The organism is Streptomyces sp. NPDC055966, from assembly GCF_042269865.1.
GTDB lineage: Bacteria > Actinomycetota > Actinomycetes > Streptomycetales > Streptomycetaceae > Streptomyces.
Genome location: NZ_JBHJYK010000023.1, coordinates 38,571 through 63,912 on the forward strand (window position 1 = coordinate 38,571; position 25,342 = coordinate 63,912).

24 protein-coding genes and 1 riboswitch are annotated in these 25,342 nt (G+C 72.6%); of the genes, 18 read left to right on the plus strand and 6 right to left on the minus strand.

Features of this window, described 5'->3' with window-relative positions; translation table 11 throughout:
• The first annotated feature begins 48 nt into the window (after positions 1-48).
• Both trpD and ACFC8N_RS37685 read left to right on the plus strand, forming a co-directional pair.
• On the plus strand, positions 49-1,113 hold the full coding sequence (gene trpD, locus ACFC8N_RS37680; RefSeq protein ID WP_356020888.1) for an anthranilate phosphoribosyltransferase: 1,065 nt from the start codon (positions 49-51) through the stop codon (positions 1,111-1,113).
• Positions 1,114-1,187: 74 nt separating this feature from the next.
• Positions 1,188-1,304: riboswitch (SAM riboswitch) on the plus strand.
• A 190-nt stretch (positions 1,305-1,494) separates the two neighbouring features.
• On the plus strand, positions 1,495-2,856 hold the full coding sequence (locus ACFC8N_RS37685) for an aminotransferase class V-fold PLP-dependent enzyme (protein WP_376293543.1): 1,362 nt from the start codon (positions 1,495-1,497) through the stop codon (positions 2,854-2,856).
• 37 nt (positions 2,857-2,893) lie between these two features.
• On the opposite strand, the gene ACFC8N_RS37690 is transcribed toward ACFC8N_RS37685, so the two are convergent.
• The gene (locus ACFC8N_RS37690) at positions 2,894-3,175 is read right to left on the minus strand and encodes an Lrp/AsnC ligand binding domain-containing protein (protein WP_356020892.1); all 282 of its coding nucleotides are present in this window, start codon (positions 3,173-3,175) and stop codon (positions 2,894-2,896) included.
• The gene (locus ACFC8N_RS37695) at positions 3,172-3,915 is read right to left on the minus strand and encodes a rhomboid family intramembrane serine protease (protein ID WP_376293545.1); all 744 of its coding nucleotides are present in this window, start codon (positions 3,913-3,915) and stop codon (positions 3,172-3,174) included. The genes ACFC8N_RS37690 and ACFC8N_RS37695 overlap by 4 nt, the downstream gene beginning before the upstream one ends.
• 155 nt (positions 3,916-4,070) lie before the next feature.
• Here ACFC8N_RS37695 and ACFC8N_RS37700 point away from each other — a divergent pair, with 155 nt between their 5' ends.
• The 5 genes from ACFC8N_RS37700 (at position 4,071) to ACFC8N_RS37720 (ending at position 9,461) form a co-directional block, all read left to right on the plus strand.
• Positions 4,071-4,310, plus strand: a complete 240-nt coding sequence (locus ACFC8N_RS37700; RefSeq protein ID WP_071372391.1) for a hypothetical protein — start codon at positions 4,071-4,073, stop codon at positions 4,308-4,310.
• A 38-nt stretch (positions 4,311-4,348) separates the two neighbouring features.
• Positions 4,349-5,692 carry an NYN domain-containing protein gene (locus ACFC8N_RS37705; RefSeq protein ID WP_376293548.1) on the plus strand — a complete coding sequence of 448 codons (1,344 nt, stop codon included), beginning with the start codon at positions 4,349-4,351 and terminating at the stop codon, positions 5,690-5,692.
• Positions 5,693-5,912: 220 nt separating this feature from the next.
• A complete protein-coding gene (locus ACFC8N_RS37710) occupies positions 5,913-6,947 on the plus strand; it encodes an NlpC/P60 family protein (RefSeq protein ID WP_376293550.1) in 1,035 nt (344 codons plus the stop codon).
• A 284-nt stretch (positions 6,948-7,231) separates the two neighbouring features.
• A complete protein-coding gene (locus tag ACFC8N_RS37715) occupies positions 7,232-8,242 on the plus strand; it encodes an NlpC/P60 family protein (RefSeq protein WP_356020901.1) in 1,011 nt (336 codons plus the stop codon).
• Between the two features lie 28 nt (positions 8,243-8,270).
• On the plus strand, positions 8,271-9,461 hold the full coding sequence (locus ACFC8N_RS37720; protein WP_376293552.1) for a hypothetical protein: 1,191 nt from the start codon (positions 8,271-8,273) through the stop codon (positions 9,459-9,461).
• 10 nt (positions 9,462-9,471) lie between these two features.
• Here the strand turns inward: ACFC8N_RS37720 and ACFC8N_RS37725 are convergent, their stop codons facing one another.
• Positions 9,472-10,710 (minus strand): glycosyltransferase 87 family protein, encoded by a 1,239-nt coding sequence (locus ACFC8N_RS37725; protein ID WP_356020906.1) that lies wholly within the window; start codon positions 10,708-10,710, stop codon positions 9,472-9,474.
• A gap of 159 nt (positions 10,711-10,869) precedes the next feature.
• Here ACFC8N_RS37725 and ACFC8N_RS37730 point away from each other — a divergent pair, with 159 nt between their 5' ends.
• Both ACFC8N_RS37730 and ACFC8N_RS37735 read left to right on the plus strand, forming a co-directional pair.
• Entirely contained in the window at positions 10,870-12,012 is a 1,143-nt protein-coding gene (locus ACFC8N_RS37730) for a glycosyltransferase family 4 protein (RefSeq protein WP_376293554.1), read from the plus strand.
• A gap of 51 nt (positions 12,013-12,063) precedes the next feature.
• Positions 12,064-13,701: a GMC oxidoreductase gene (locus ACFC8N_RS37735; protein ID WP_376293557.1), complete on the plus strand. Its 1,638-nt coding sequence runs from the start codon at positions 12,064-12,066 to the stop codon at positions 13,699-13,701.
• A gap of 28 nt (positions 13,702-13,729) precedes the next feature.
• Here ACFC8N_RS37735 and ACFC8N_RS37740 read toward each other — a convergent pair whose 3' ends face one another.
• Complete coding sequence (locus tag ACFC8N_RS37740) at positions 13,730-15,523, minus strand: AMP-dependent synthetase/ligase (RefSeq protein WP_362820566.1); 1,794 nt, start codon at positions 15,521-15,523, stop codon at positions 13,730-13,732.
• A gap of 296 nt (positions 15,524-15,819) precedes the next feature.
• Here ACFC8N_RS37740 and ACFC8N_RS37745 point away from each other — a divergent pair, with 296 nt between their 5' ends.
• The 6 genes from ACFC8N_RS37745 to ACFC8N_RS37770 all read left to right on the plus strand — a co-directional run bounded on the left by ACFC8N_RS37745 (position 15,820) and on the right by ACFC8N_RS37770 (position 20,958).
• The gene (locus ACFC8N_RS37745; protein ID WP_356020916.1) at positions 15,820-16,641 is read left to right on the plus strand and encodes a metallophosphoesterase; all 822 of its coding nucleotides are present in this window, start codon (positions 15,820-15,822) and stop codon (positions 16,639-16,641) included.
• 134 nt (positions 16,642-16,775) lie between these two features.
• Complete coding sequence (locus tag ACFC8N_RS37750; RefSeq protein WP_356020918.1) at positions 16,776-17,243, plus strand: SRPBCC family protein; 468 nt, start codon at positions 16,776-16,778, stop codon at positions 17,241-17,243.
• 56 nt (positions 17,244-17,299) lie between these two features.
• Positions 17,300-18,475 carry an ArsA-related P-loop ATPase gene (locus tag ACFC8N_RS37755; RefSeq protein WP_362820567.1) on the plus strand — a complete coding sequence of 392 codons (1,176 nt, stop codon included), beginning with the start codon at positions 17,300-17,302 and terminating at the stop codon, positions 18,473-18,475.
• Positions 18,476-18,558: 83 nt separating this feature from the next.
• The gene (locus ACFC8N_RS37760) at positions 18,559-19,110 is read left to right on the plus strand and encodes a DUF5304 domain-containing protein (RefSeq protein WP_362820568.1); all 552 of its coding nucleotides are present in this window, start codon (positions 18,559-18,561) and stop codon (positions 19,108-19,110) included.
• A gap of 67 nt (positions 19,111-19,177) precedes the next feature.
• Positions 19,178-20,131: an ROK family glucokinase gene (locus ACFC8N_RS37765; protein ID WP_071372402.1), complete on the plus strand. Its 954-nt coding sequence runs from the start codon at positions 19,178-19,180 to the stop codon at positions 20,129-20,131.
• A gap of 71 nt (positions 20,132-20,202) precedes the next feature.
• Positions 20,203-20,958: an endonuclease/exonuclease/phosphatase family protein gene (locus ACFC8N_RS37770; protein WP_356020926.1), complete on the plus strand. Its 756-nt coding sequence runs from the start codon at positions 20,203-20,205 to the stop codon at positions 20,956-20,958.
• Between the two features lie 30 nt (positions 20,959-20,988).
• Here ACFC8N_RS37770 and ACFC8N_RS37775 read toward each other — a convergent pair whose 3' ends face one another.
• The gene (locus ACFC8N_RS37775; RefSeq protein WP_376293562.1) at positions 20,989-21,609 is read right to left on the minus strand and encodes a hypothetical protein; all 621 of its coding nucleotides are present in this window, start codon (positions 21,607-21,609) and stop codon (positions 20,989-20,991) included.
• Positions 21,602-22,405 carry an alpha/beta fold hydrolase gene (locus ACFC8N_RS37780; RefSeq protein ID WP_356020930.1) on the minus strand — a complete coding sequence of 268 codons (804 nt, stop codon included), beginning with the start codon at positions 22,403-22,405 and terminating at the stop codon, positions 21,602-21,604. Before ACFC8N_RS37780 ends, ACFC8N_RS37775 begins: the two co-directional genes overlap by 8 nt.
• A 183-nt stretch (positions 22,406-22,588) precedes the next feature.
• Here ACFC8N_RS37780 and ACFC8N_RS37785 point away from each other — a divergent pair, with 183 nt between their 5' ends.
• Genes ACFC8N_RS37785 through ACFC8N_RS37795 form a run of 3 tightly spaced genes read left to right on the plus strand, consistent with a single transcriptional unit; the run spans position 22,589 to position 25,262 of the window.
• Positions 22,589-23,338, plus strand: coding sequence for a lysophospholipid acyltransferase family protein (locus tag ACFC8N_RS37785; protein WP_356021346.1), 750 nt, complete (start codon positions 22,589-22,591; stop codon positions 23,336-23,338).
• Between the two features lie 26 nt (positions 23,339-23,364).
• The gene (macS, locus tag ACFC8N_RS37790) at positions 23,365-24,588 is read left to right on the plus strand and encodes a MacS family sensor histidine kinase (protein ID WP_376293565.1); all 1,224 of its coding nucleotides are present in this window, start codon (positions 23,365-23,367) and stop codon (positions 24,586-24,588) included.
• Positions 24,585-25,262 (plus strand): response regulator transcription factor, encoded by a 678-nt coding sequence (locus ACFC8N_RS37795; RefSeq protein WP_356020934.1) that lies wholly within the window; start codon positions 24,585-24,587, stop codon positions 25,260-25,262. The genes macS and ACFC8N_RS37795 overlap by 4 nt, the downstream gene beginning before the upstream one ends.
• The last annotated feature ends 80 nt before the right edge of the window (positions 25,263-25,342 follow it).

Below are 25,342 nucleotides of genomic sequence, written 5' to 3' on the forward strand. Positions count from 1 at the left end.
GGGTGGGATCGGACGACGATTTCGCAGGTACGACACTCAGGAGCGACCATGAGCGCTGTGACCCCCGCTGGAGGCGACACCGCGGCGGGCCGCTCCTGGCCCGCCCTGCTGAACGGCCTGCTGAACGGCGAGAACCTGTCCGCCGACGACACCGCCTGGGCGATGGACCGGATCATGCGCGGCGAGGCGACCGACGCCCAGATCGCCGGGTTCGCGGTGGCCCTGCGGGCCAAGGGACAGACGGTCGAGGAGATCACCGGCCTGGTCCGCACGATGTACGAGCACGCGAACGTGATCGAGGTGCCGGGCCGCACCGTCGACATCGTCGGCACCGGCGGCGACGGGGCGCGGACGGTGAACATCTCCACGATGTCCTCGCTGGTCGTCGCCGGTACGGGCGCCAAGGTGGTGAAGCACGGCAACCGCGCCGCCTCCTCCGCCTCCGGTGCCTCCGACGTCCTGGAGAAGCTGGGCGTCAACCTCGACCTCACGCCCCGGCGGGTGGCCGAGGTCGCCGAGGAGGCCGGCATCACCTTCTGCTTCGCGGTCAAGTTCCATCCGGCGCTGCGTCATGTCGGCGCCGCCCGCGGCCAGTTGGGCATCCGGACGGTGTTCAACCTGCTCGGTCCCCTCACCAACCCGGCGAAGGTGCGGTCCCAGGCGGTCGGCGTGGCCGTCGCGCGGGAGGCGCCGATCGTCGCGGGCGTGCTCGCGGAGCGCGGCAACTCCGCGCTGGTCTTCCGCGGCGACGACGGCCTGGACGAGCTGACGACGACGGCCACGTCCCATGTCTGGGTCGTGCGGGACGGCAAGGTCACCGAGGAGGTCTTCGACCCCCGCGAGGTCGGCATCGACCTCGTCCCCGTGGAGGCCCTGCGCGGCGGCGACCCGGCCCACAACGCGGAGGTGGCCCGCCGGCTGCTGGACGGCGAGCGGGGCCCGGTCCGGGACGCCGTCGTACTGAACTCGGCGGCGGCCCTCGTCGCCCTGAACCCGACGGACACCCCGCTCGCCGAGCAGCTCGCCGCCGGCATGGCCCGGGCCGTCGAGTCGATCGACTCGGGCGCGGCGAAGCGGGCGCTGGAGCGCTGGGTGGCGGCGACCAACGCATAGCGGTCGCGACGGGCGTCCCGCGATCCGGACCAGGGTTGCGGGACGACGATCAGTTGACGTAGGTTCCTGAACCAGGTCATGAGTGACAGTCATGAGGCCCCGGCCGACTGTCCGGCAACCCTCCGTCCGTGGCGGGGTGCCCCGGGTGAAGACCAGGTCGTAGGCAGCGAGGTCTACGGCAAGCGCGGACCCCTCGCACACTTCTGAGAGTGTGGGGCCAGGGGTCCTGGTCGTTCGAGGGAGCCTTCCGTGAGCAAGCGAATGCGATAGGGCCGCAGAGCCCCGCCTCCGCATCCCCTTTTCTCATCTTTCCGTACGCCGTTCCGTGGCTTCTTCGGCCTCTTCGGCTCCTTCGGCGTACGTCCTCACGGGAGTCCACCCATGTCTGTCTTCACCGCTGCCGCCGACCAGTCCGTCTGCGCCCCGCTGCCCGTTCTGGGCCGGGATGTCACCGTCCCGCTCGTGACCGGTGGCGAGGTCACCTACGCGGCGCTCGACTACGCGGCCAGCGCCCCCGCGCTCCAGCGCGTCTGGGACGACGTCGCCGCCTACGCGCCGTACTACGGCAGCGTCCACCGCGGCGCCGGCTACCTCTCGCAGCTCTCGACCGACCTGTTCGAGAACGCCCGCAGGACGGTCGCCGAGTTCCTCGGCTGCCGCGCCGACGACCAGGTGGTCTTCACCCGCTCGACCACCGACTCGCTCAACCTGCTCGCCCGTGCCCTGCCCGCCGGCTGCCAGGTCTTCGTCTTCGAGACCGAGCACCACGCCTCCCTGCTGCCCTGGCAGGACGCGCGGGTCACCTACCTCAACGCCCCGCGCACCCCGCGCCAGGCGGTCGAGACCCTGGAGCGGGCCCTCGCCGACCGCGACCCGTACGGCCCGGCCCTGGTCTGCGTCACCGGCGCCTCCAACGTCACCGGCGAGCTGTGGCCGGTGCGCGAGCTGGCCGCCGCCGCGCACGCCCACGGCGCCCGGATCGTCCTGGACGCCGCCCAGCTGGCCCCGCACCACCCGGTGGACGTGCGCGACCTGGACGTCGACTGGGTCGCCTTCTCCGGGCACAAGCTGTACGCGCCCTTCGGCTCCGGCGTCCTCGCGGGCCGCGCGGACTGGCTGCGCGCGGCCGAGCCGTACCTCGCGGGCGGCGGCGCGAGCCGCACGGTCACCCGGCGTCCGGACGGGGGAGTGGCCGTGGAGTGGCACGAGAGCGCCGCCCGGCACGAGGCGGGCTCCCCGAACGTCATCGGTGCCTACGCCGTCGCGTCGGCCTGCAAGGCGCTCACCGAGGCCGGCTGGGAGAACCTGGTGGCCCGCGAGGAGCACCTGATCGCGAAGGTCCGCGCGGGCCTGGCCGCGGTGCCGCAGGTGAAGGTGCTGTCCCTGTTCGGCGACGACGCCCCGCGCGTCGGCGTGATCTCCTTCGTGGTGGAGGGCTGGAACAGCTCCCACTTCGCCGCCGCGCTCTCCGCCGAGTACGGCATCGGCGTCCGTGACGGCCTCTTCTGCGCCCACCCGCTGGTCCGCACCCTGCTCGGCAGCGACCCCCAGACCCAGGGCGAGTGCGGCGCCCCCGAGGCGGCCCCCGGCGAGAAGTCCCTCAACGCCATCCGCGTGAGCTTCGGCGCGGGCACCCCCGACGAGCACGTCGAGCGCTTCGTGACCGCCGTGCGGGAACTGGTGACACAGGGCGCCCGGTGGACGTACCGCACGCAGGACGGCCGCTGCGTGCCGGCGGTGTGAGGGTTCGTACGCCCGTTCCGAGGCGGCTTTCAGCCGGTCAGGAGTCCAGTCCGATCGCGAAGGCCGCCTCCAGGTCGTGCTGGGAGTAGGTGCGGAACGCCACGTGGGTGTCGGTGGCCTCCACGCCGGGGATCTTGCTGATCCGGCCGGGGATGACGTCGGCCAGGTCCTCGTGCCGGCCCACCCGGACCATCGCGATCAGGTCGTACGTGCCCGTGACGGAGAAGACCTCGCTGACCGAGTCCAGCGAGGCGATCTGCTCCGCGATCTCGGGGATCCGGTCCACGCTGGTCTTGATGAGGACGATCGCGGTGATCACGGCTGGTTCTCTCCCTCGGGGGCCGGAGCTGGGGTGCACTTCACTCTAGTCCCACGCCCGTAGCGCACCCACGCGTAGAGGAAGCCCAGCCCGAACCCCACCAGGTGCGCCAGATACGCCACCCCGGGCCCCGCGGAGGCCTGGCTCGCCGCCGCCCACTGCACCGCCACCCAGAACGGCAGCACGACCCAGGCGGGGAACCGCAGCGGCACGAAGAGGAGGAACGGCAGCAGACTGGTCACCCGGGCCCGGGGGAAGAGATACAGGAACGCGCCGAGGACCGCCGAGATGGCACCCGAGGCGCCCACCAGCGACTGTGCGGAGTCGGCGTTGGCGACCGCGTACCCGAGCAGGGCCAGGTAGCCGCATCCGGCGTAGAACAGGGTGAACTCGATCCGGCCCATCCGCTCCTCCGTCATCGCCCCGAAGACGAAGAGGAACAGCATGTTGCCGAGCAGGTGCACCCAGTTGCCGTGGACGAACAGGGCCGTGGCGGGCGTGAGGATCTCGCGGGCCGGCCCGCCGAACAACTCGGCCGGCACCACGCCCCAGTGCCGGAAGTAGGCCTGCTGGGCGGCCGCGAGGGCCTCCCCGGAGCCGTAGCCGGGGGTGAACCCGGAGGCCGGGCCCAGCACGAAGATCAGGCTGCACAGCGCGATGAGCCCGTAGGTGATGGGTGCCGAGGTGCTCCGCACCGCTCTGAGAGTCCGGCCGGCCGTCGCGCTCCACTCGCTGATCATGAACACAGAGCATGACGTAACGGGATGCATGCCGACAGACCGCCTCGCCGTCGTGGACGGGCGGGCGGCGAGTCCCTGCCAGGCCGTAGGGTTACGGCCACACGCGTCGGCCGACGGCGCGGAAAAGAGCACGAGTAAGGAAGCGGACTGCCACGATGACGGTTCCCCTGCCGACCGCGACCACCCGGTGGCGCTGCACCCTGTGCGGCAACCTGACCCGGTTCGACGTGACCCGTTCGTCGAAGGTCGTCGAGTACGTCCATCTCGATCTGGCCGGCGACCCGACGGTGGAGGAGCGCGAGGTGGTCAGTGAGACCATCGAATCGGTGCGCTGCCGCTGGTGCAACGCGGTGGACCAGGTGGAGCTCGTGGACAGGCCGGGCGCCGACTCCTGAGAGGGAGACGGCCCCGTAGAGGCATTGGGGTGTGACGGATGGTGGAGACCGCAGGCGGGGGGCCGGGCGACGGCACCGCCGAGGTGCTTGACCGTCCGCTGCCCGACGGCGTGCGCCGACGGGTCGTGCAGATCGTCTCGGACGGCTTCGGCGGCCTGACCATGTCCGAACTGCCCGCCCAATTGCGGCAGTACGCCCGGTTCACCCCCAGTCGCCGGGCCAAGTTCGCCGGAAACGCGATGGCGGCGGCGCTGGAGACCGATCCGCTGTTCCGGCAGCGGATCGGGGAGAAGCTCAGAGAGGCGCAGCCGGAGCTCACCGGCGCCCTCGACTCCGGCTCCCCGCCCCCGGCCGCGGACCCGCTCGACGTGGCGGCCGCGGCCTACGTACTGCGCCCCGCGGGCTGGGTGAAGCTGGTCGCCGCGGCCGGCGAGGAGGCCCAGCGTGCGGACGCCGAGCGGGCGGACGAGGAGAGCCGGGTCGAGCTGGAGCGGCTGCGCGCCGAGCTGGCGCAGGCCCGCGAGCACACCCGCGCCGAGGCCGAACGGCTGCGCGCGGAGCTGGATTCGGCGAAGAAGGAGGCGGAGTCGCTGCACCGCAAGCTCCGGGCCGCCCACAGCGACGTCAAGCGCGGCGAGGCCGCTCTGCGCAAGGCGCAGACCGAGATGGACGCCGTACGGGCCGAGGCGCAGACGCAGGTGTCGGCCGCCGAGAGCGAGTCGCGGCGGCTCAAGGCCCGGCTCGGCGAGGCGGAGACGGCCCTGGAGGCCACCCGGCGTGCCGCCCGCGAGGGCCGCAGCGTGGAGGACATGCGGGTGCGGCTGCTGCTGGACACCCTGCTGGACGCCGCCCAGGGCCTGCGGCGCGAGCTCGCCCTGCCGCCGGTGTCCGTACGGCCGGCCGAGACCGTGGACGCCGTCGAGCCGGGCCGGATGACCCCGAAGGACATCGCGGCACGGGCCCTGTCCGAGCATGATCCGGCCATCCTCGACCAGCTGCTCGCGCTGCCGCAGGCGCATCTGGTGGTCGACGGCTACAACGTCACCAAGACCGGCTATCCGCAGATGCCGCTGGAGAAGCAGCGGCTGCGGCTCCTCGGCCAGCTCTCGGCGCTCGCCGCGCAGACCGGCGCCGAGGTGACCTGTGTCTTCGACGGCGCCGAACTGGCCGCGCCCGTGCTGCTCGCACCGCCGCGCGGTGTGCGGGTGCTGTTCTCGAAGCCGGGCGTGACGGCCGACGAGCTGATCCGGCAGCTCGTGCGCGCGGAACCGCCGGGCCGTCCGGTCATCGTCGCCTCCACGGACCGCGAGGTGGCGGACGGCGTCGCCAAGGCGGGTGCCCGACCGGTCGCTTCTGCGGTGCTTCTGAAGCGACTGTCCTGAAGGTTCAACGGGTATGCCCAATGCCCGAATTGGCATGATCTCTGCGCAACCTAGTGTCAACCCCGTCTCACGCCCCGTGAATTGTGTGCAAAGAATGCATAGAGTGACGGGATTTTTTGCCGTTGGGATTTGAACTGATCACGAGCGGGTCACTAGGGTCAGGGCTCGAACCTCCGAACGGGTGATCACTCACTCACTCACACGAAGGAGTTCGTCCCTCGTGGCGTCCCACCGTCGACCCAAGCAGCAGAGTCGCGCCCGCGTGACCGTGCTGACCACCGCAGCCGCCGCGGCCGTCGTGCTGAGCGCGAACGCCGCCAACGCCGCGCCGAGCCAGAAGCTCAGCAAGGACCAGGTCAAGGCCAAGGTCGACGACCTCTACTCGAAGGCCGAGCAGGCCTCCGAGAAGTTCGACGGGGCGAAGGAGAAGCAGCAGAAGCTGCAGAAGGAAATATCCACCATCCAGGACAATGTCGCGCGGGGTCAGCAGGACCTCAACAAGCTGCGCGACAGCCTGGGTTCGCTGGCCACCTCGCAGTACCGCTCCGGCGGCATCGACCCCTCGGTCCAGCTCTTCCTGTCGTCCAACCCGAACGACTTCCTCGACAAGGCCTCCACGCTCGACCAGTTGAGCGCCCAGCAGGTCGACGCGCTGAAGAAGATCCAGGACAAACAGCGCGAACTGGCCCAGGAGCGGGCCGAGGCCGGTGAGAAGCTCAAGGACCTCTCCGCCACCCGCGCCCAGCTGGAGCAGAACAAGAAGGACGTCCAGGCCAAGCTCGCCGACGCGCAGCAGCTGCTCAACACCCTGACGGCCAAGGAGAAGCAGCAGCTGGCCGACCAGCAGCAGCGCGCCGACCGCTCCGCCAGCTCGCGGGTCGACCTCGGCAACAGCAAGGCCGCCTCCGGCCTGGCCGGGGCCGCCTTCGCCGCCGCCCAGTCGCAGATCGGCAAGCCGTACGTCTACGGCGCCACCGGCACCGCCTCCTACGACTGCTCGGGCCTGACCTCCTGGGCCTACGCCCAGGCCGGCGTCTCCATCCCGCGCACCTCGCAGGAGCAGGCCACCATAGGCACCCGGATCAGCTCCATGAGCGACCTCCAGGTCGGCGACCTGGTCTTCTTCTACGGCGACATCCACCACGTCGGCCTGTACGCCGGCAACGGCCAGGTGCTGCACGCCCCGCACACCGGTGCCGTGGTCCGCTACGAGTCCATCTCCGACATGCCGTTCCAGTTCGGCGTCCGGGTCTGATCATGCCTCCGGGTGCCCGGGCCGAGTAGCCCGGCGCACCCCCGCGGACCCGCTGCGAAACGCGGACGCCGGGCGCCCGAACGGGCGAATCCCCGGAACCGGAACTGACTCCTCGCCCCGCCGATGACCTGCGTCAGCGGCGGGGTGTCCCGCTATGTCGCCTTCCGGGTCTTTGGCCCGGCCCCTCGCGTACGGCTACTGTCTGGCGCGCTCCCCCGACGCCGGGGCCTCCCCGTCCCCAGGCGCCGGGGGAGCGGTATCTGTCCGCCAGCAGAAGGACCGCCGTGGGGTCTCACCGCCGCCTTGCCTCCTCCGGATTCCACCGGGGCGCCGCCGCCCTGTGTGTCCTGTCCGCCGCAGCCACCGCGCTCGGCGCCGTACCCGCGCATGCGGCACCGCACGCCGACACCCGTGCCGAGGTGGACCGCCTCTACCAGGAGGCCGAGCAGGCGACCCAGGCCTTCGACAAGGCCCAGGAGCAGACCGACGCGCTGCGCCGCGAGGTGCACGACGCCCAGGACCACATCGCCCGGCAGCAGGCGCGCATCAACTCCCTGCGCGAGCAGCTCGGTGCGCTGGCCGGGGCGCAGTACCGGTCCGGCGGCCTCGACCCGACCGTCGCGCTGCTCTTCTCGGACAACCCCGAGGACTACCTCGACAAGGCCGCCACCCTCGACCGCATCGACGTCCAACAGGCGGGCCGGCTACGGGAGTTGAGCTCCGCGCTGCGGAACCTCGCGCAGGAGCGCTCGGAGACGGCCGGCAAGCTCGCCGAGCTGGAGAAGAGCCGCAGGGCCGTCGTCGTGCACAAGCGGACCGTGGAGAAGAAGCTCGCCAGGGCCCGGCAGCTGCTCGACGCCCTGCCGACCGACGCCCGCGACGCCTACGACCGCGCCTCCCGCGACAGCGGCATCGGCCTGCCCGACCTGACCGGCGCCGTCGCCCCCGACGCCCGCGCCGCGGCCGCCGTGGCCGCCGCCCAGGCCGCCCTCGGCCACCCCTACGTCTGGGGCGCGAACGGCCCCTCCGGCTTCGACTGCTCGGGTCTGATGCAGTGGTCGTACGCGCAGGCCGGGCTCCAGCTGCCGCGCACCTCGCAGGAGCAGCGCTTCGCCGGCCGGCAGATCCCGCTCTCCCAGGCCCGCCCCGGTGACCTGGTGGTCTACCGCTCCGACGCCAGCCACGTGGCCATGTACGTCGGCGACGGCAAGGTCATCCACGCCCCCTACCCGGGCGCCGCGGTCCGCTACGACCCCGTCGGCATGATGCCGATCTCCTCGGTCACCCGGCCCTGAGCGGGTGGCGCGCCGTTACGATCGGGAAGTGACTGGTCGCAGACGGGCGTGGCGGGCCGGGGCCGCGGGCCTCGCGCTGCTGCTGGCGCTGACCGGATGCGGCCTCGGCGCCGCTACGGCCGACTCCGCCCGCGCCGAGGTGCAGCAGCTGCTCGACCGGCGCTCGGCGGCCCTGCTCGGGCACGACGAAGGGGCGTACGCGGTCACGGGCGCCCGTGCCGAGTACGCCCGGCTGCGCGCCGTCCCGCTGGCGTCCTGGACCTACCGGGTCACCGACGTGCGCGAGAGCGGCTCCGGCGCCACCGCCGACGCCGAGCTGAGCTACCGCGTCGCCGGATACGACACGGCCCCGCTCGACGCGGACCGCACCCTCACCCTCGGCCGCACCGCCGACGGCGGGTGGTACGTCACCGCCGACGAACCCGCCCGGCAGGCCGGGCAGCAGTTGTGGGACCAGGGCACGGTGAGCGCCGTCCGGGGCGCGCACAGCCTGGTGCTGGGCATCGGCCGGACGGCCGCCGAGCTGCGCGCCTACACCGGGCTCGCCGACCGTGCGGTCCCGGCCGTCTCCGGGGCGTGGGGCACGGACTGGAGCCGCCGGGTCGTCGTCCTCGTCCCGGCGTCCCTGGACGGCATGGCCGCACTGCTCGGCTCGCCCGCCGCCGACTACCGGGGCATCGCCGCCGTCACCACCGGCGAGGCGGGAGGCTCCGCGCAGGCGCCCGCGGACCGGGTGGTGGTCAACCCGGACGCGTACGCCGGCCTCGGCGACCTCGGCAAACAGGTCGTGCTCACCCACGAGACCACCCATGTGGCCACCCGCGCGCACACCACCGCCGCGACCCCGCTGTGGCTCTCCGAGGGCTACGCGGACTGGATCGGCTACCTCGGCACCGGCCGCACCCCCACCGAAGTCGCGCCGGAACTGACCCGCGCCGTCCGCGGCGGCGAGGTGCCCACCGCCCTGCCCACGGACAGGGACTTCGGCTTCACCAGCGACCCGGTCAAGCTGGCCCAGGCCTACGAGAGCGGCTGGCTGGCCTGCCGGATGATCGTCGCCCACTGGGACACGGCCCGGCTGGACGCCTTCTACCGCGCCGTCGGCGCCCACCCGCAGCGTGCGGGCGCGGTCGAGGGCGCGCTGAAGAAGGTACTCGGCACGACACAGGAGGCGTTCACCGCGCAGTGGCGCGCGTACGTCAGGGCCCAGCTCGGCTGAGCGCGCCCGGTCAGGGGGAGACCGGGGCCTGACGGGGGTGGGCCGGTTCGGGCGGGAGGGGAGTGGTGGGGAGCGGGGTGACGGTCGCGCGCCACAGGCGGCGGCCCGCCGTGAGGGCGGCCACGGCCAGCAGGCCGTTGCGGACCACCATCAGCAGCACCCCGTACCGGTCGCTCGTCACCACGTGCACGAACCCGAGCGGGAACTCCAGGACCGTCACGAAGGACGCGACCACCACCATCAGCGCGGGCGCCCCCATCCGGCTCGCCCGGTACGACAGGCAGACCGCCGCCACGCCCACCAGCCACACCAGGTACTGCGGGCTGATCACGCGGCTGGTGACCGTGAAGAGCAGGACCGCCGTGAACGCCGCGTCCGCGAGGACGGTCGGCGTGCGGCGCGCCACCCGCAGCCGCCACAGCAGCAGCCAGCCGAACGCGGCCCCGGTCAGCGCCAGCGCCGCCGTGCTGACCTGGTCCACGTGCGGGCCGAGGAATTCGATCGAGCCGTAGTTCAGCAGCACCTGGCCGCTCCAGCCGAAGTGCCGGGCCACATGGAAGACCAGGGCGCCCAGCGACTCCACCTCGGTGCCCCGGTCCCGCTGGAAGCTCAGGAAGGCGAAGGCGCCCGGCATGGACACCGCGAACACGGCGGCGAGCCCGGCCGCCGTGATCGCCGCCGACGCCCAGGCCCGGCGCCGGAAGCAGCCCACCAGCAGCAGCGCCGGCCACACCTTCAGCAGCGCCCCGAACGCGGTCAGCGCGCCCATCACCCGCGGATGCCGGACGCCCGCCAGCAGCGCCGCGACGGCCACCGCGGTCACCATCACGTCGTAGCGGGCGTACACCGTCGGGCCGAGCAGCGGCACGCCAGCCACCCACACCCAGGCCCCGCGCAGCGACCGCCCGGGGCGCGGGCCCGGACGCACCAGCAGCCACAGCACGAGCGCGTCGGCGAGGAAGGCGAGCATGAAGAAGGCGTGCTCGTACGACAGGAAGGGCAGCGCGGCGGGGGCGAGCACCGGGAGGGCGGCGGCGGGCGGGTACTGCCAGGTCACGTCGTCCAGCGGGAACGTGCCCTGGCGCAGGACCTCGTACCAGCCGCGGTAGATCACCGACACGTCGGAGGTGACGTCCAGGCCCCCCGGGAAGATCCACACCTTGAAGACGAACAGCAGCAGCACGAGACGGGTGACGCCCCAGGCCGCGAGCAGCCATGCCAGGGACCGCCCGGCGCCCTTGGTCTCCACGTGATCCCCTTGCCGTTCGATTCCCGGTTCGCTGTCGGCCTCGCCTGCCCCATGATGTCGTGCCCGGCTGTGTACCTGCCACAGACCCCGCCGCACCGGGCCGCACACAGCCCGATCGGGCCCGGCCGGCCGGCGGCTCGTTCGGTAAGGTCGGCCACGATGCACAAGACCCTGATCGTCACCAACGACTTCCCGCCCCGCCCGGGTGGCATCCAGGCGTTCCTGCACAACATGGCCCTGCGCCTGGACCCCGGTCGGCTGGTCGTCTACGCCTCCACCTGGAAGCGCGGCCACGAGGGCGCCGAGGCCACCGCGGCCTTCGACGCCGAGCAGCCCTTCACCGTCGTACGCGACCCTACGACCGTGCTGCTGCCGACCCCGCGGGCGACCCGGCGCGCGACCGGGCTGCTGCGCGAGCACGGCTGCACCTCGGTGTGGTTCGGGGCGGCGGCCCCGCTCGGCCTGATGGCCCCGGCGCTGCGCGCGGCCGGCGCCGAGCGGCTGGTGGCCACGACGCACGGGCACGAGGCCGGCTGGGCCCAGCTGCCCGCCGCCCGGCAGCTGCTGCGCCGGATCGGCGAGTCGACGGACACGATCACCTATCTCGGCGAGTACACGCGCTCGCGCATCGCCACGGCGCTCACCCCGGCGGCGGCCGACCGCATGGTCCCACTGCCGCCCGGGGTCGACGAGAAGACCTTCCACCCCGGCTCCGGCGGCGACGAGGTCCGCGCCCGCCTCGGTCTCGCCGACCGCCCGGTCGTGGTCTGTGTCTCCCGCCTGGTCCCGCGCAAGGGCCAGGACACCCTCGTCCGGGCCCTGCCCCGCATCCTCGCGGCCGAGCCCGACACCGTGCTGCTGATCGTCGGCGGCGGCCCCTACGAGCGGGACCTGCGGCGCCTCGCCGACGAGACCGGCGTCGCGGCCTCGGTCCGCTTCACCGGCGCGGTCCCCTGGTCCGAGCTGCCCGCCCACTACGGCGCCGGCGACGTCTTCGCCATGCCCTGCCGCACGCGCCGCGGCGGCCTGGACGTCGAGGGTCTCGGCATCGTCTACCTGGAGGCCTCCGCGACCGGCCTGCCGGTGGTCGCGGGCGACTCCGGCGGCGCACCGGACGCCGTCCTGGACGGGGAGACGGGGTGGGTCGTGCGGGGCGGCTCCCCCGAGGAGGCGGCCGACCGCATCGTCCCGCTGCTCCAGGACCCCGGGCTGCGCCGCAGGATGGGGGAGCGGGGCCGCCAGTGGGTGGAGGAGCGCTGGCGCTGGGACCTGCTGGCGGAGAAGCTCAAAGCCCTTCTCTAAAACGTTCCGGAGAGTCTAGGCGGAACCGGAAAATCCGCACATGCTGCGCGCATGACAGCAAAACTGATGCAGCGTCAGCTGAGTAGACGTCACCTCCTGGGCATGATCGCCCTCCAGACCGCCGCCACGGCCGGTCTCACCCGCATCGGTCTCCCGTCCGCGCACGCCGCCGAACCGGCCGCGGTCGACAACTCCCCGGCCATCGTGGTCGGTTCGGGCTACGGCGGTGCCGTCGCCGCCCTCCGGCTCGGCCAGGCCGGCATCCGCACCCTCGTCCTGGAGATGGGGCAGCTGTGGAACACCGCCGGCGGCGACGGCAAGGTCTTCTGCTCCACCCTCGCCCCCGACCAGCGGTCCATGTGGTTCCGCACCCGCACCGAGGCCCCGCTCGCCACCTTCCTCTGGCTGGACGTGGTCAACAAGGACATCAGCTCCTACTCCGGCGTCCTGGACCGCGTGCACTACGACCACATGTCCGTCTACGTCGGCCGGGGCGTCGGCGGCGGCTCGCTCGTCAACGGCGGCATGGCGGTCACGCCCGTGAAGTCCTACTTCGCCGAGCAGTTCCCGACCGTCGACGCCGACGAGATGTACGGCACCTACTACCCGCGCGCCCGCACCGTGCTCGGCGTCAACACCGTCGACCCGGCCTGGTTCGAGTCCACCGAGTGGTACCGGTTCGCCCGCACCTCCCGGAAGGCGGCGGGCAACGCGGGCCTGAAGACCACCTTCGTGCCGAACGTCTACGACTTCGGCTACATGCAGCAGGAGGCCGCCGGCACGGCCGTGAAGTCCGCGCTCGCCGGGGAGGTCATCTACGGCAACAACCACGGCAAGCGCAGCCTCGACAAGACCTATCTGGCCGCCGCCCTCGGCACCGGGAACGTCACGATCCACACCCTGGAGAAGGTCACGTCGGTCAGCCGCGCCGGCGACGGGTCGTACGTCCTGAGCACCGACCGGATCGACACCACCGGCGCGGTCGTGGAGAGCCGGCAGTACAGCTGCACGTACCTGTTCCTCGGCGGCGGCAGTCTCGGCACCACCGAACTCCTCGTCCGCGCCCGGGACACCGGCACCCTGCCCGAACTGACCGCCGACGTCGGCGCCGGCTGGGGCACCAACGGCAACACCATGCTCGGCCGCGCCAACCACGTCTGGGACACCGTCGGCGCGAACCAGGCCACCATGCCGGTACTGGGCATCGACGACTGGGCCAACACCGACAACCCGGTCTTCGCCGAGATCGCCCCGCTGCCCATGGGGTTCGAGCACTGGGTCAGCCTCTATCTGGCGATCACCAAGAACCCCGAGCGGGCGTCGTTCTCGTACGACTCCTCGTCCGGGGCGGTGAAACTCGGCTGGACCCCCGCCCAGAGCGCGGTCTCGGTGGCCATGGCCAAGAAGCTGTTCGACCGGATCAACCTGGCCAACGCCACCATCTACCGCTACGACCTGTTCGGCTCCACGAGCAAGGTCTTCGCCGACGACTTCTGCTACCACCCGCTCGGCGGCTGCGTCCTCGGGAAGGCCACGGACGACTACGGCCGGGTGAAGGGCTACGACCGGCTCTACGTCACCGACGGCTCGCTCGTGCCCGGCAACATCGGCGTGAACCCGTTCGTCACCATCACCGCACTCGCCGAACGCACGATGGCGCGGGTCCTCGCCGAGGACACCGCGCCATGACACTCCGTCAGGAGACGTGCTGCTCCCGCTACTTCGCGTAGATCGCCTCGATCTCGTTCGCGTAGTCCTTCGCCACCACGTTCCGCTTGAGCTTCAGCGACGGGGTGAGGTGGCCCGACTCCTCCGTGAACTGGGAGGACAGAATGCGGAACTTCCGCACCGATTCCGCCTTCGACACCGCGGCGTTGCCGTCGTCGACGGCCGCCTGGATCGCCGCGTTCAGATCCGGGTCGTCCTTCAGCGACGCCGCGGTGGAACCCGCCGGCTTGCCGTGCTCCTCGGCCCACCGGCCCAGGAACTCCTCGTCGACGGTGACCAGCGCGCCCACGAACGGCCGCCCGTCGCCCACCACCATGCACTCCGCGACCAGCGCGTGCGCCCGGATGCGGTCCTCGATCACGGCCGGGGCGACGTTCTTGCCGCCGGCGGTGACGATGATCTCCTTCTTGCGGCCCGTGATCCTGAGGTAGCCGTCCTCGTCCAGGGTGCCGATGTCACCGGTGTGGAACCAGCCGTCGGCCAGCGCCTCGGCCGTCGCGCCCGGGTTGTTCCAGTACTCCTTGAACAGGTGCTCGCCGTGCAGCAGCACCTCGCCGTCGTCCGCTATGCGCACCACCGAGCCGGGCAGCGGCTGGCCGACCGTGCCGATCTTCTGCCGGTCCCAGGGGTTGAACGCGGTCGCCGCGCAGGACTCGGTCAGGCCGTAGCCCTCCAGGACCGTGAAGCCGATGCCGCGGAAGAAGTGGCCGAGCCGCTCGCCGAGCGGGGCGCCGCCGGAGATGGCGTACTCGCCCCGGCCGCCGAGCACCGCGCGCAGCTTGCTGTAGACCAGCTTGTCGAAGGTCTTGTGCTTGATCTTCAGACCGAGCGACGGGCCCGACGGGGTGTCCAGCGCCTTGCTGTAGGCGATAGCGGTGTCGGCCGCCTTGTCGAAGATCCTGCCCTTGCCGTCCGCCTGCGCCTTGGCCCGCGCCGAGTTGTAGACCTTCTCGAAGACGCGCGGCACACCGAGGATCAACGTCGGCCGGAACGCGGCCAGTTCGTCGGTGAGGTTCTTGATGTCCGGGACGCAGCCCAGCTTGATCGGCGCCATCATCGGGGCGATCTGCACGAGCCGCCCGAAGACGTGCGCGAGGGGCAGGAAGAGCAGCACCGAGCACTCACCGGTGCGGAACAGCGGCCGCAGCCGCTCGACGACGTTGCCGCACTCGGCGAAGAAGCTGCGGTGGGTGAGCACACAGCCCTTGGGGCGCCCGGTCGTACCGCTGGTGTAGACGATGGTGGCCGGGTCGTCGGCGCAGGCGAGCGAGCTGCGCTCCTCGACGGTCTGGTCCGACACGTCCTGGCCGAGCCGGCCCAGCTCCTCCACGCCCCCGGCGTCGATCTGCCAGACGTGCTTGAGGGCGGGCAGCGACTCGCGCACCGACTCCACCGCGGCGGCGTGACCCGCCTGCTCCACGATGCACGCGGTCGCGCCCGAGTCGGACAGGATCCACTGCACCTGCTCCGGCGAGCTGGTCTCGTACACCGGCACGGTGACCGCGCCCGCGCTCCAGATCGCGAAGTCCAGCAGCGTCCACTCGTACCGGGTGCGGGACATCAGGCCCACCCGGTCGCCCGGCTGCACCCCGGCGGCGATGAGCCCCTTCGCGGCGGTGTGCACCTCGGCCAGGAACTGCCGGGCCGTCACGTCCTGCCAGGCGCCGTCCTTGCGGGCGATGACGGCGACGTCGGGATGCTGCGCGGCGTTTCTGCGGACGATGTCGGTCAGATTGCCGTCCGCAGGGACCTCGTACAAAGCCGGAAGGCTGAACTCGCGCAAGACTGCTGCTCCTCATAGGGCGCCGACGCCACGACACTGTGTGATGCGACGGAGCGGTCCAAGGCTCGGGCTGGTGCTCGGGGCTTCGGTGGCTGAAATCCGGAGCACGACTGGACTGCCCGGACGTTACCCGCCGGTATGCCGTTCCCGACAGGGGGTCCCGGCGAGATGTTCGCTGCGTCACACAGGCTGGCGTTCCTTCGCGCACAGTAGTCCACGGCTGAACCGACCGGCCAGTAACCGCAGGCCCGACCGCCACTGTTCACGCACATCGCACAGGCCTACGCTTGATCGCCATGGCATCCACACCGTCCGGAAACCGACCCGCGGGCCCGCGTGCGGCGCGCGGTACGCGCATCCACGTCATCAGCGACGTGCACGGCAACGCGAAGGCCCTGGCGCGGGCGGGCGAGGGTGCCGACGCCCTGATCTGCCTGGGCGACCTCGTCCTCTTCCTCGACTACGCCGACCACTCGCGCGGGATCTTCCCCGACCTGTTCGGCGAGGAGAACGCGGACCGCATCGTCGAGCTGCGCACCGCCCGCCGCTTCGAGGAGGCCCGGGAGTTCGGCGCGCGGCTGTGGGCCGGCATCGGCGCCGACCGGGCCGGCGCCATCGAGAAGGCCGTGCGCAAGCAGTACGCCGAGATGTTCGCCGCGTTCCCCACCCCGACGTACGCCACCTACGGCAATGTCGACATGCCGCCTTTGTGGCGCGAGTACGCCCGCCCGGGCACCACGGTCCTCGACGGCCAGCGGGTGGAGATCGGCGGCCGTGTCTTCGGCTTCGTGGGCGGCGGCCTGAAGACGCCCATGCGGACGCCGTACGAGATCGACGACGAGGAGTACGCGGCGAAGATCGAGGCGGTCGGCGAGGTCGACGTGCTGTGCACGCACATCCCGCCCGAGGTCCCCGAGCTGGTCTACGACACCGTCGCCCGCCGCTTCGAACGCGGCAGCCGCGCCCTGCTGGCCGCCATCCGCCGCACCAGGCCCCGCTATTCGCTCTTCGGGCACGTCCATCAGCCGCTCGTGCGCCGGATGCGGATCGGCGCGACGGAATGCGTGAACGTGGGGCATTTCGCGGGGTCGGGCACGCCGTGGGTGCTCGAATGGTGACCGGCCCGCGGCCGGGCGGCCGGGGGTGCGGGAGACGGGGTGAGGGCGGCAGGTCGGTGGCGCGGTAGCCTTCACGCTGCACACACGTGCGCACGACGATCTCAGTACGGCCCGCATCTGGAGGAGCCACGGCGATGGCGGAACACACCAGCTCGAGCATCACGATCGAGGCGGCACCGGCCGACGTCATGGCGGTGATCGCCGACTTCGCGCGCTACCCGGACTGGACCGGCGAGGTGAAGCTGGCCGAGGTCCTGGAGACCGACGCACGGGGCCGCGCCGAGCAGGTCCGCCTCGTCATGGACGCCGGCGCCATCAAGGACGACCAGGTCCTCGGCTACACCTGGACCGGCGACAACGAGGTCTCCTGGAGCCTCGTGAAGTCCCAGATGCTCCGCTCCCTCGACGGCTCCTACCTCCTGAAGCCGGCCGGCCAGGGCGCCACCGAGGTCACCTACCGCCTCACCGTCGACGTCAAGATCCCCATGCTCGGCATGATCAAGCGCAAGGCGGAGAAGGTCATCATCGACCGGGCGCTGGCCGGTCTGAAGAAGCGGGTGGAGTCGGGAGAGGCGTCGGGAGAGGTGTCGGGGGAGAAGTAGTCACCCCCGGTCACACGCGCCGAGCCGCCCGCCCGGCACCGGTAGCGTTCACCCCTATGCGCACCATCCTGATCACGGGCCCCGGCGGCAGCGGTCGTACCACGGTCGCCGCCGCGACCGCGCTCACCGCCGCCCGCGCGGGCACCCGGACCCTCCTGCTGAGCGCCGACCGCACCGACACCCCCGGCGCGGCCCTGGGCTCCGCGACAGGACCGGCGCCGCAGGAGGCCGCGCCGAATCTCACCGCCTGGCGCCCCGACGCCACGATCCGCTTCCGCGAGGACCTCACCGCCTTCCAGTCCCGCGCCGCGAACGTCCTCGACCTGCTCGGCGCCGCCCGCCTGGACGCCGAGGAGGTCACCCCGCTGCCCGGCGCCGAGGAACTGTCCTTCCTGCGCGCCCTGCGGGACGCCGCCCTCAGCGAGCGCTACGACCTCCTCGTCGTCGACCTCCCGCCCCTCCCGCAGGCCCTCGCCCTGCTCGGCCTGGCCGAGGAACTGCGCCGCTATCTGCGCCGGCTGCTTCCGCCCGAGCGGCAGGCCGCCCGCGCGCTGCGCCCCGTCCTCGGCCGGCTGGCCGGCGTGCCCATGCCCGCCGACTGGCTCTACGAGACGGCGGCCCGCTGGGACGTCGAACTGGCCGCCGTCGAGGCCGTCCTCACCGACCGCGCCACCGCCGTGCGCCTGGTCGCCGAGCCCGGCCCGGCCGGTGCCGACGCCCTGCGCACCGCCGGCCTCGGCCTCGCCCTGCGCGGCCTGCCCGTCGAGGCCCTGCTCGCCAACCGCGCCCTGCCCGAGACCGCGCCGGAGAGCTGGCCGGCCGGGCTCCTCGCCCAGCAGCGCAAGGCCCTCGACGACTGGCGGGAGCTGCCCTACGACGTCCACCCCGTCCCCCACCTGGGCCGCGACCCGCGCGGCGGCGACGACCTCGGCTCCCTCGCCGTACCCCCCGTCAACCCGTCGACCGCCCCGGTCGGGTGGCCCGTCACCGACCGGATCGCCGAGGACGGCGTGCTCGTCTGGCACGTCCCGCTGCCCGGCGCGATACGGGACGAGCTGGACCTGATCCGGCGCGGCGACGAGCTCGTGATCAGCGCGGGCCCGTTCCGCCGGATCGTCCCGCTGCCCTCCGCCCTGCGCCGCTGCACCGTCGCCGGGGCCGCGCTGCGCGAGGGCGAGCTGCGCATCCGGTTCGCCCCGGACCCCGACCTGTGGCCCGCCGCGGGCCGGTGAGCCGGACCGGTGAGCGGGGGCGATGAACCGGGTACGCCCGTTCGGGTAACGTCGTAGAGGCGAACCGTAGTCAGGAGTCCGCCATGAGCGAAGAGCGCCCCGCAGCCGACTCGTACGACGCGCACGATGCGCACGACGCGCACGCCGCGTACGAGAAAGAGGAGCACGGGAAAGAGAGCCGGGCGACCGACGCCGACGCCTGGGCCACGGCCTGCGCCGAGGACCTCGCCGCCGAGAAGGCCCGCCGCCGCGCCGAGCACGGCCCACAGCCGGGCTCGGCCGCCGAGGAGCTGAAGAAGTTCGTGGACACGGTGGCCGACAAGCTGTCCGGCCTCCAGTCACCCCTCCTCGGCGGCCTCGCCGGACCCGCCGCCCAGCAGGTCGTACGGCAGGTCGTCCAGCAGGCCAAGGCCGCCGTCGAGCCCGTCATGGAGCGCAACCCGGACGTCTTCGACCACTTGGCCGCGGCCGGCGGCGAACTGCTCGCCGCCTACCGCTCCGCCGTCCAGGGCCAGGAGCAGCGCTGGACCGCCCGCACCGCCGACGACCTGACCGGTGAGGGGCGGGCCGGCAAGGGGGAGCGGCGGGACCCGGGCGAGGGCACCGGTCCGGGGGAGCGGATCGACCTGGACTGAAGCGCTTTCCCGGCAGGGCCTCGGGTACGGTTGGCCGTAGCGGGGCTCGACCGGAACTGAGGGATTCATGGGACTCACCATCGGCGTCGACATCGGCGGTACCAAGATCGCGGCCGGTGTGGTCGACGAGGAAGGCAACATCCTCTCGACCCACCAGGTGCCGACCCCGGGCACGCCCGAGGGCATCGTGGACGCCATCGCCGCTGCCGTCGAGGGCGCACGAGCCGGGCACGAGATCGTCGGCGTGGGCATCGGTGCGGCCGGTTACGTGAACCGGCAGCGCTCGACGGTGTACTTCGCGCCGAACATCGACTGGCGCCAGGAGCCGCTGAAGGAGAAGGTCGAGGCCCGCGTGGGCCTCCCGGTCGTGGTCGAGAACGACGCCAACGCCGCGGCGTGGGGCGAGTACAGGTTCGGCGCGGGCAAGGGCCACCGCAACGTCATCTGCATCACGCTCGGCACCGGCCTCGGCGGCGGCATCATCATCGGCAACAAGCTGCGCCGCGGACACTTCGGCGTGGCCGCCGAGTTCGGCCACATCCGGATGGTCCCGGACGGCCTGCTGTGCGGCTGCGGCTCGCAGGGCTGCTGGGAGCAGTACGCCTCCGGCCGCGCCCTGGTCCGCTACGCCAAGCAGCGCGCCAACGCCACCCCCGAGAACGCCGAGCTGCTGCTGTCGCTGGGCGACGGCACCCCCGACGGCATCGAGGGCAAGCACATCTCCATGGCCGCCCGCCAGGGCGACCCGGTGGCCGTCGACTCCTACCGCGAGCTGGCCCGCTGGGCCGGCGCGGGCCTCGCCGACCTGGCCTCCCTCTTCGACCCCTCGGCGTTCATCGTCGGCGGCGGCCTCTCCGACGAGGGCGAACTGGTCCTCGACCCGATCCGCAAGTCCTACAAGCGCTGGCTGGTCGGCGGCAACTGGCGCCCGGTGGCCGACGTCATCGCGGCCCAGCTCGGCAACAAGGCGGGCCTGGTCGGCGCGGCGGACCTGGCCCGGGAGCCCGACCCGATCATGTAGCGAGGCCGTCCTTCGACCGTGCCCGCCGCGTCCGCTCCCGGGACGGCGGGCACCGTCGTATGTTGACCGTCATGGCGACCAGCACGCTCCTCCCCAACTCCCGTACGGAACCCGACGGTTCGGCGGTCATCCGAGTCCTGAGCTACAACATCCGCTCGATGCGGGACGACACGGACGCGTTGGCCGCGGTCATCTCCGCCTGCGCGCCCGACCTGGTCCTCGTCCAGGAGGCCCCGCGCTTCTTCCGCTGGCGCAAGAAGCTCGCCCGGCTCGCGGCGGCCTCCGGTCAGGTGATCCTCACCGGCGGCGCCACCGCCGCGGGTCCCGCGATCCTCTGCTCGCTGCGCGCCACCGTCGAGCGCACGCAGGACGTCCTCCTGCCCCTCACCCCCGGCCTCCACCGGCGCGGCCTCGCCACCGCGGTGGTCCGGTTCGGCGGCGCCCGCCTCGGAGTGGTCAGCGGCCATCTGAGCCTGGACGGGAAGGAGCGGTACGCGCAGGCCGGTCTGCTCCTCGACCGCCTCGCCGGTCTGGACGTGGAGCACGCCGTCGCGGGCGGCGACCTCAACGAGGGCCCCGACGGCCCCGCCTTCCGGCTGCTCTCCGGCACCCTTCAGGACTGCCGGGCCGTCGCCCCCTGGGGCGGTGAGGAGACCTGGCGCCACAGCGAGCCGCACCGCCGTATCGACGCGATCTTCGCCACGAAGGGCATCGGCGTGCTCGGCTGCGGGGTGCCCCTGGCGCAGCCCGGCGTCACCCGCTCCGACCTGATCGCGGCCACGGACCACCTCCCGGTCCTGGCCGCCCTCAGAGTCCCGGCGGGCTGAGCCCCCGGCACCTGTGCACCCGTACCAAGGTCAGACGACCGCGCCCCGCCCCGGGTCGTCGTCCTCGTCGTCGTCCGTGCGCATCCGCATCACCAGCGTGGCGAAGCCGCCGAGGAAGCCGCCGATGCCCACTGTGGTCAGCCACCACGTCATGTCCCAGCCCAGCAGCACCGCCAGCAGGAGCAGCAGCGGGCCGCCGACGACGCCGAGCCAGCCGAACTTGGCGGTGGTGTCGGCGGTCGGCAGCGGGGGCGGTTCGGGCGGGACGAAGTGGCCCTCGTCGTCCTCGTCGAAGTCGGCGTCGGAGGGCCGCGCGGTCGTGTAGTCGCGCGGGCCGCCGCCGACACCGGGGGCGAAGGTGATCGAGCTGCCCAGCGGCCGCACCGGCGGCGCACCGGCGGGGCCGTCCCCCTCGCCCTCGCCGTCCGCCGAGGTGTCCTTCGCCGGGCCCTGCGCCGTGTCGTCGGGGTCCTCGGTGTCCGTCTCCGGCAGCGCGAGATCCTCCACCGACCTGAAGGGCCTCGCGCCCGGCGGGTCCGGTGGCTCCTCGCCGTACCCGGCGACGATGGCCTGCCAGGCGGCGTCCTCGTCGAAGGGCACGCCCTGCTCGTCCGGCTCGCGACCCTCGCGGTCCGAGTCGTGCTCAGCCAACTGCGGCCGTCCCTTCCTTGCCGTCCTTGCCGGCACCGTCCTTGCCCGCACCGGGCGCGAGCCGGCCGATGAACGCGAGGCTCTCCTCGAAGATCCGGTCCGCATCCTTGTCCAACGTCGCCACGTGGTAGCTCTGTTCCAGCACGATCTCGGTGACGTCCGTGGACGACACCTGGCTCAGCACCCGGGCCGAGTCGGCGGCCGGGACGACATGGTCCTGCGCGCTGCGCAGCAGCAGCAACGGCTGGGTGACCTGGGGCAGCTCGCCGTCCAGCCGGCGCAGGAACTGCCGCAGCGAGTGCGCCGAGTGCAGCGGCACCCGGTCGTAGCCCACCTCGGCCGCGCCCTCCTGGGCGATGTCGCTGGCGATGCCCTTCGTCGTGCGCACGAGATGCCGGGCCACCGGAAGGGCGTACGCCGACAGGCCGTGCACCTTGTTCGCCGGGTTGACGACCACCGCGCCCGTGACCCGCGCGCCGTGCCGGGCGGCGAGCCGCAGGGCCAGCGCGCCGCCCATCGACAGGCCGAGGACGAACACCCGGGAGCAGCGCTCGGACAGGACGCGCAGCTCGCGGTCCACCTCCGCGTACCAGTCCTGCCAGGTGGTGACCGCCATGTCCTCCCAGCGGGTGCCGTGGCCGGGCAGCAGCGGCAGGGACACGGTCAGGCCGTGGGCCGCGTGGTGCTCCGCCCAGGGGCGCAGCGACTGGGGCGAGCCGGTGAAGCCGTGGCAGAGGAGGACGCCCACCTCCCCGCCCTCGTGGCGGTAGGGCTCAGCTCCGGGGAGAACCGGCACCTTCGACTCTCCTGTCCTTGGGACGGTGCTCCGGCGGCCCGACGGCCGGCAGAGGCGTGCGGAAAGAAATGCGTGGATGTGCTTCACCGTACGCGACCGCACTGACACCGACCAGGGTCGTCGGGCTCATTGACGGTCCTCCGGGTTAAGGTCTGTTCGACGGAAACGGGAGGCACACGGGTGTTGTACGGCACGATGAAGGTCGCCATCGGCGGGCCGCTGAAGGTCGCCTTCAGGCCCTGGGTGGAGGGACTGGAGAACATCCCGGCCGAGGGTCCGGCGATTCTGGCGAGCAATCACCTGTCGTTCTCGGACTCGTTCTTCCTGCCCGCGGTGCTGGACCGCAAGGTCACCTTCATCGCGAAGGCCGAGTACTTCACCACCCCGGGCGTGAAGGGCCGGCTGACGGCGGCCTTCTTCAAGGGCGTCGGACAGCTCCCGGTGGACCGCTCCGGGGCGCGCGGTGCGGGCGAGGCCGCGATCAGGAGCGGCATCGAGGTGCTGGAGCGCGGCGAGCTGTTCGGCATCTACCCCGAGGGCACCCGCTCGCCCGACGGCCGGCTCTACCGGGGCAAGCCCGGCGGCCTCGCGCGCGTGGCGCTCGCCACCGGCGCGCCGGTGATTCCCGTGGCGATGATCGACACGGAGAAGATCCAGCCGCCCGGCAAGGTGATGCCGAAGCTCATGCGCCCCGGCATCCGCATCGGCAAGCCGCTGGACTTCGGCCGCTACGCCGGCATGGAGCACGACCGCTTCGTCCTGCGCGCCCTGACCGACGAGGTCATGTACGAGATCATGAAGCTCTCCGGCCAGGAGTACGTCGACATGTACGCGACCGCCGCCAAGCGGCAGATCGCGGACGCGGCGAAGTCGGCCAAGGAGGCGGAGAAGGCCATGGAGGCCGGGAAGAAGGAAGAGGCCCAGGAGGCCTGAGAGAGGGGCTGGGGGGACCGGGGGAGATGCCGAAGCGCGAGCGCGTCCTGCGGATGTCGGTCGAGCTGCCGCTGTGGCGTGCGCTCGCCGGCTACCGCGTCCTGACCATGCTCTACGCCATCGGCCTGTGCGTCACCCGGTACGACCTCTACGTGCGCCCCTGGGTCGCCGTCGGCTACTTCGCCGTCCTGTTCGTCTGGACCCTCGCCACGTTGCCGAGCGTGCGCAACGCGGCGAGCTGCACGACGCCCTTCCTGGCCGCCGACCTGGTCATCGCCCTCACCGGCGTCCTGATCACCCCGCTCGCCGACAGCCACCAGCGGATCGCGGGCGGCCCCACGCTGCCGTCGATATGGACCGCGGGCGCGGTGCTGGCCTTCGCGATCAGGGGCGGCTGGCGCTGGGCCGCCGTCGCCGCCACACCGGTCGCGCTGGCCAATCTGGCCGAACGCGGCCATCCCGCCCGGGACACGGTGCACAGCCTCATCCTCCTCTGGGTCTCCTGCCTCGCCATCGGCTACGTCGTCGAGGTCGCCCGCGCCTCCGAGCGCACCCTCGCGCGCGCCCTGGAGATCGAGGCCGCGACCCGCGAGCGGGAGCGGCTGGCCCGGGACATCCACGACGGCGTCCTCCAGGTGCTGGCGATGGTCAAGCGCCGGGGCACGGCCCTCGGCGGTGAGGCGGCCGAGCTGGGCCGGCTGGCCGGGGAGCAGGAGGTGGCGCTGCGCACGCTGGTCTCGGGCGGGCTGGTGCCGGTGTCCCGGGTGTCGGAGGACGCGGCCGCCGGGGCCGTCGTACGGATGGTGGAGGAGCCGGACGACGAGGGGGCGGGCCATGACGTCGATCTGCGTTCCCTGCTCGCCCCTTACGCGTGCGGCCGGGTCAGCCTCGCCGAGCCCGGCGCCCCGGTGCCGCTGCCGCCCCCGGCGGCCCGGGAACTGGCCGCGGCGGTCGGCGCCGCCCTGGACAACGTGCGCCGGCACGTGGGCGAGGACGCCCGGGCCTGGATCCTGGTCGAGGACGAGCCGGACGAGATCGTCGTGACCGTCCGGGACGACGGCCCCGGCATCCCCGAGGGCCGGCTCGCGCAGGCCGAGAGCGAGGGGCGGCTCGGGGTCGCCCAGTCGATCCGCGGCCGGCTGCGCGATCTAGGCGGCAGCGCCGAGCTCCTCTCCGTCCCCGGGCAGGGCACGGAGGTCGAACTGAAAGTGCCGAAAGCAGCGAAGAACGCGGAGGCAGGGCGTCGATGAGCGAGCAGCGGGACCCGATCAGGGTCATGGTGGTGGACGACCACCCCATGTGGCGCGACGCGGTCGCCCGTGACCTGGCCGAGTCCGGCTTCGAGGTCGTGGCCACCGCCGGGGACGGCGAGCAGGCGGTGCGCCGCGCCAGGGCTGCCGCGCCCGACGTCCTCGTCCTGGACCTCAACCTGCCGGCCAAGCCCGGCGTCCAGGTGTGCAAGGAACTGGTCGGCCACAACCCGGCGTTGCGCGTCCTCGTGCTGTCCGCGAGCGGTGAGCACGCCGACGTCCTGGAGGCCGTGAAGTCCGGGGCCACCGGCTATCTGCTGAAGTCGGCCTCCACCGGGGAACTGCTGGACGCCGTGCGCCGCACCGCCGTCGGCGACCCGGTGTTCACGCCGGGCCTCGCCGGACTGGTCCTCGGCGAGTACCGCCGCCTCGCCTCCGAACCGGCCCCCGCCCAGGGCGCCGACGAGCCCGGCGCACCCCGGCTGACCGACCGGGAGACCGAGGTGCTGCGCCTCGTCGCCAAGGGCCTGAGCTACAAGCAGATCGCCGAACGCCTCGTCATCTCCCACCGCACGGTGCAGAACCACGTCCAGAACACCCTCGGCAAGCTTCAGCTGCACAACCGGGTCGAACTGGTGCGGTACGCCATCGAGCGCGGCCTCGACGACGAGTAAGCCCCCTTTCCGCGCCCCGGAATCACCCGTCCCGCCCCTCCCGGTGTGACCTGGGTCACCGTTAGCGTGACCAAATGTCA

What these genes read in the sequence shown, in the direction of transcription:
- ACFC8N_RS37750 (WP_356020918.1), top strand. Translation starts at nt 16,776, where the DNA reads ATGGCGGAACACACCAGCTCGAGCATCACGATCGAGGCGGCACCGGCC.
- ACFC8N_RS37685 (WP_376293543.1), top strand. Translation starts at nt 1,495, where the DNA reads ATGTCTGTCTTCACCGCTGCCGCCGACCAGTCCGTCTGCGCCCCGCTG.
- ACFC8N_RS37705 (WP_376293548.1), top strand. Translation starts at nt 4,349, where the DNA reads ATGGTGGAGACCGCAGGCGGGGGGCCGGGCGACGGCACCGCCGAGGTG.
- ACFC8N_RS37735 (WP_376293557.1), top strand. Translation starts at nt 12,064, where the DNA reads ATGACAGCAAAACTGATGCAGCGTCAGCTGAGTAGACGTCACCTCCTG.
- ACFC8N_RS37745 (WP_356020916.1), top strand. Translation starts at nt 15,820, where the DNA reads ATGGCATCCACACCGTCCGGAAACCGACCCGCGGGCCCGCGTGCGGCG.
- ACFC8N_RS37700 (WP_071372391.1), top strand. Translation starts at nt 4,071, where the DNA reads ATGACGGTTCCCCTGCCGACCGCGACCACCCGGTGGCGCTGCACCCTG.
- ACFC8N_RS37760 (WP_362820568.1), top strand. Translation starts at nt 18,559, where the DNA reads ATGAGCGAAGAGCGCCCCGCAGCCGACTCGTACGACGCGCACGATGCG.
- ACFC8N_RS37755 (WP_362820567.1), top strand. Translation starts at nt 17,300, where the DNA reads ATGCGCACCATCCTGATCACGGGCCCCGGCGGCAGCGGTCGTACCACG.
- ACFC8N_RS37770 (WP_356020926.1), top strand. Translation starts at nt 20,203, where the DNA reads ATGGCGACCAGCACGCTCCTCCCCAACTCCCGTACGGAACCCGACGGT.
- trpD (WP_356020888.1), top strand. Translation starts at nt 49, where the DNA reads ATGAGCGCTGTGACCCCCGCTGGAGGCGACACCGCGGCGGGCCGCTCC.
- ACFC8N_RS37795 (WP_356020934.1), top strand. Translation starts at nt 24,585, where the DNA reads ATGAGCGAGCAGCGGGACCCGATCAGGGTCATGGTGGTGGACGACCAC.
- ACFC8N_RS37730 (WP_376293554.1), top strand. Translation starts at nt 10,870, where the DNA reads ATGCACAAGACCCTGATCGTCACCAACGACTTCCCGCCCCGCCCGGGT.
- ACFC8N_RS37695 (WP_376293545.1), bottom strand. Translation starts at nt 3,915, where the DNA reads ATGATCAGCGAGTGGAGCGCGACGGCCGGCCGGACTCTCAGAGCGGTG.
- ACFC8N_RS37765 (WP_071372402.1), top strand. Translation starts at nt 19,178, where the DNA reads ATGGGACTCACCATCGGCGTCGACATCGGCGGTACCAAGATCGCGGCC.
- macS (WP_376293565.1), top strand. Translation starts at nt 23,365, where the DNA reads ATGCCGAAGCGCGAGCGCGTCCTGCGGATGTCGGTCGAGCTGCCGCTG.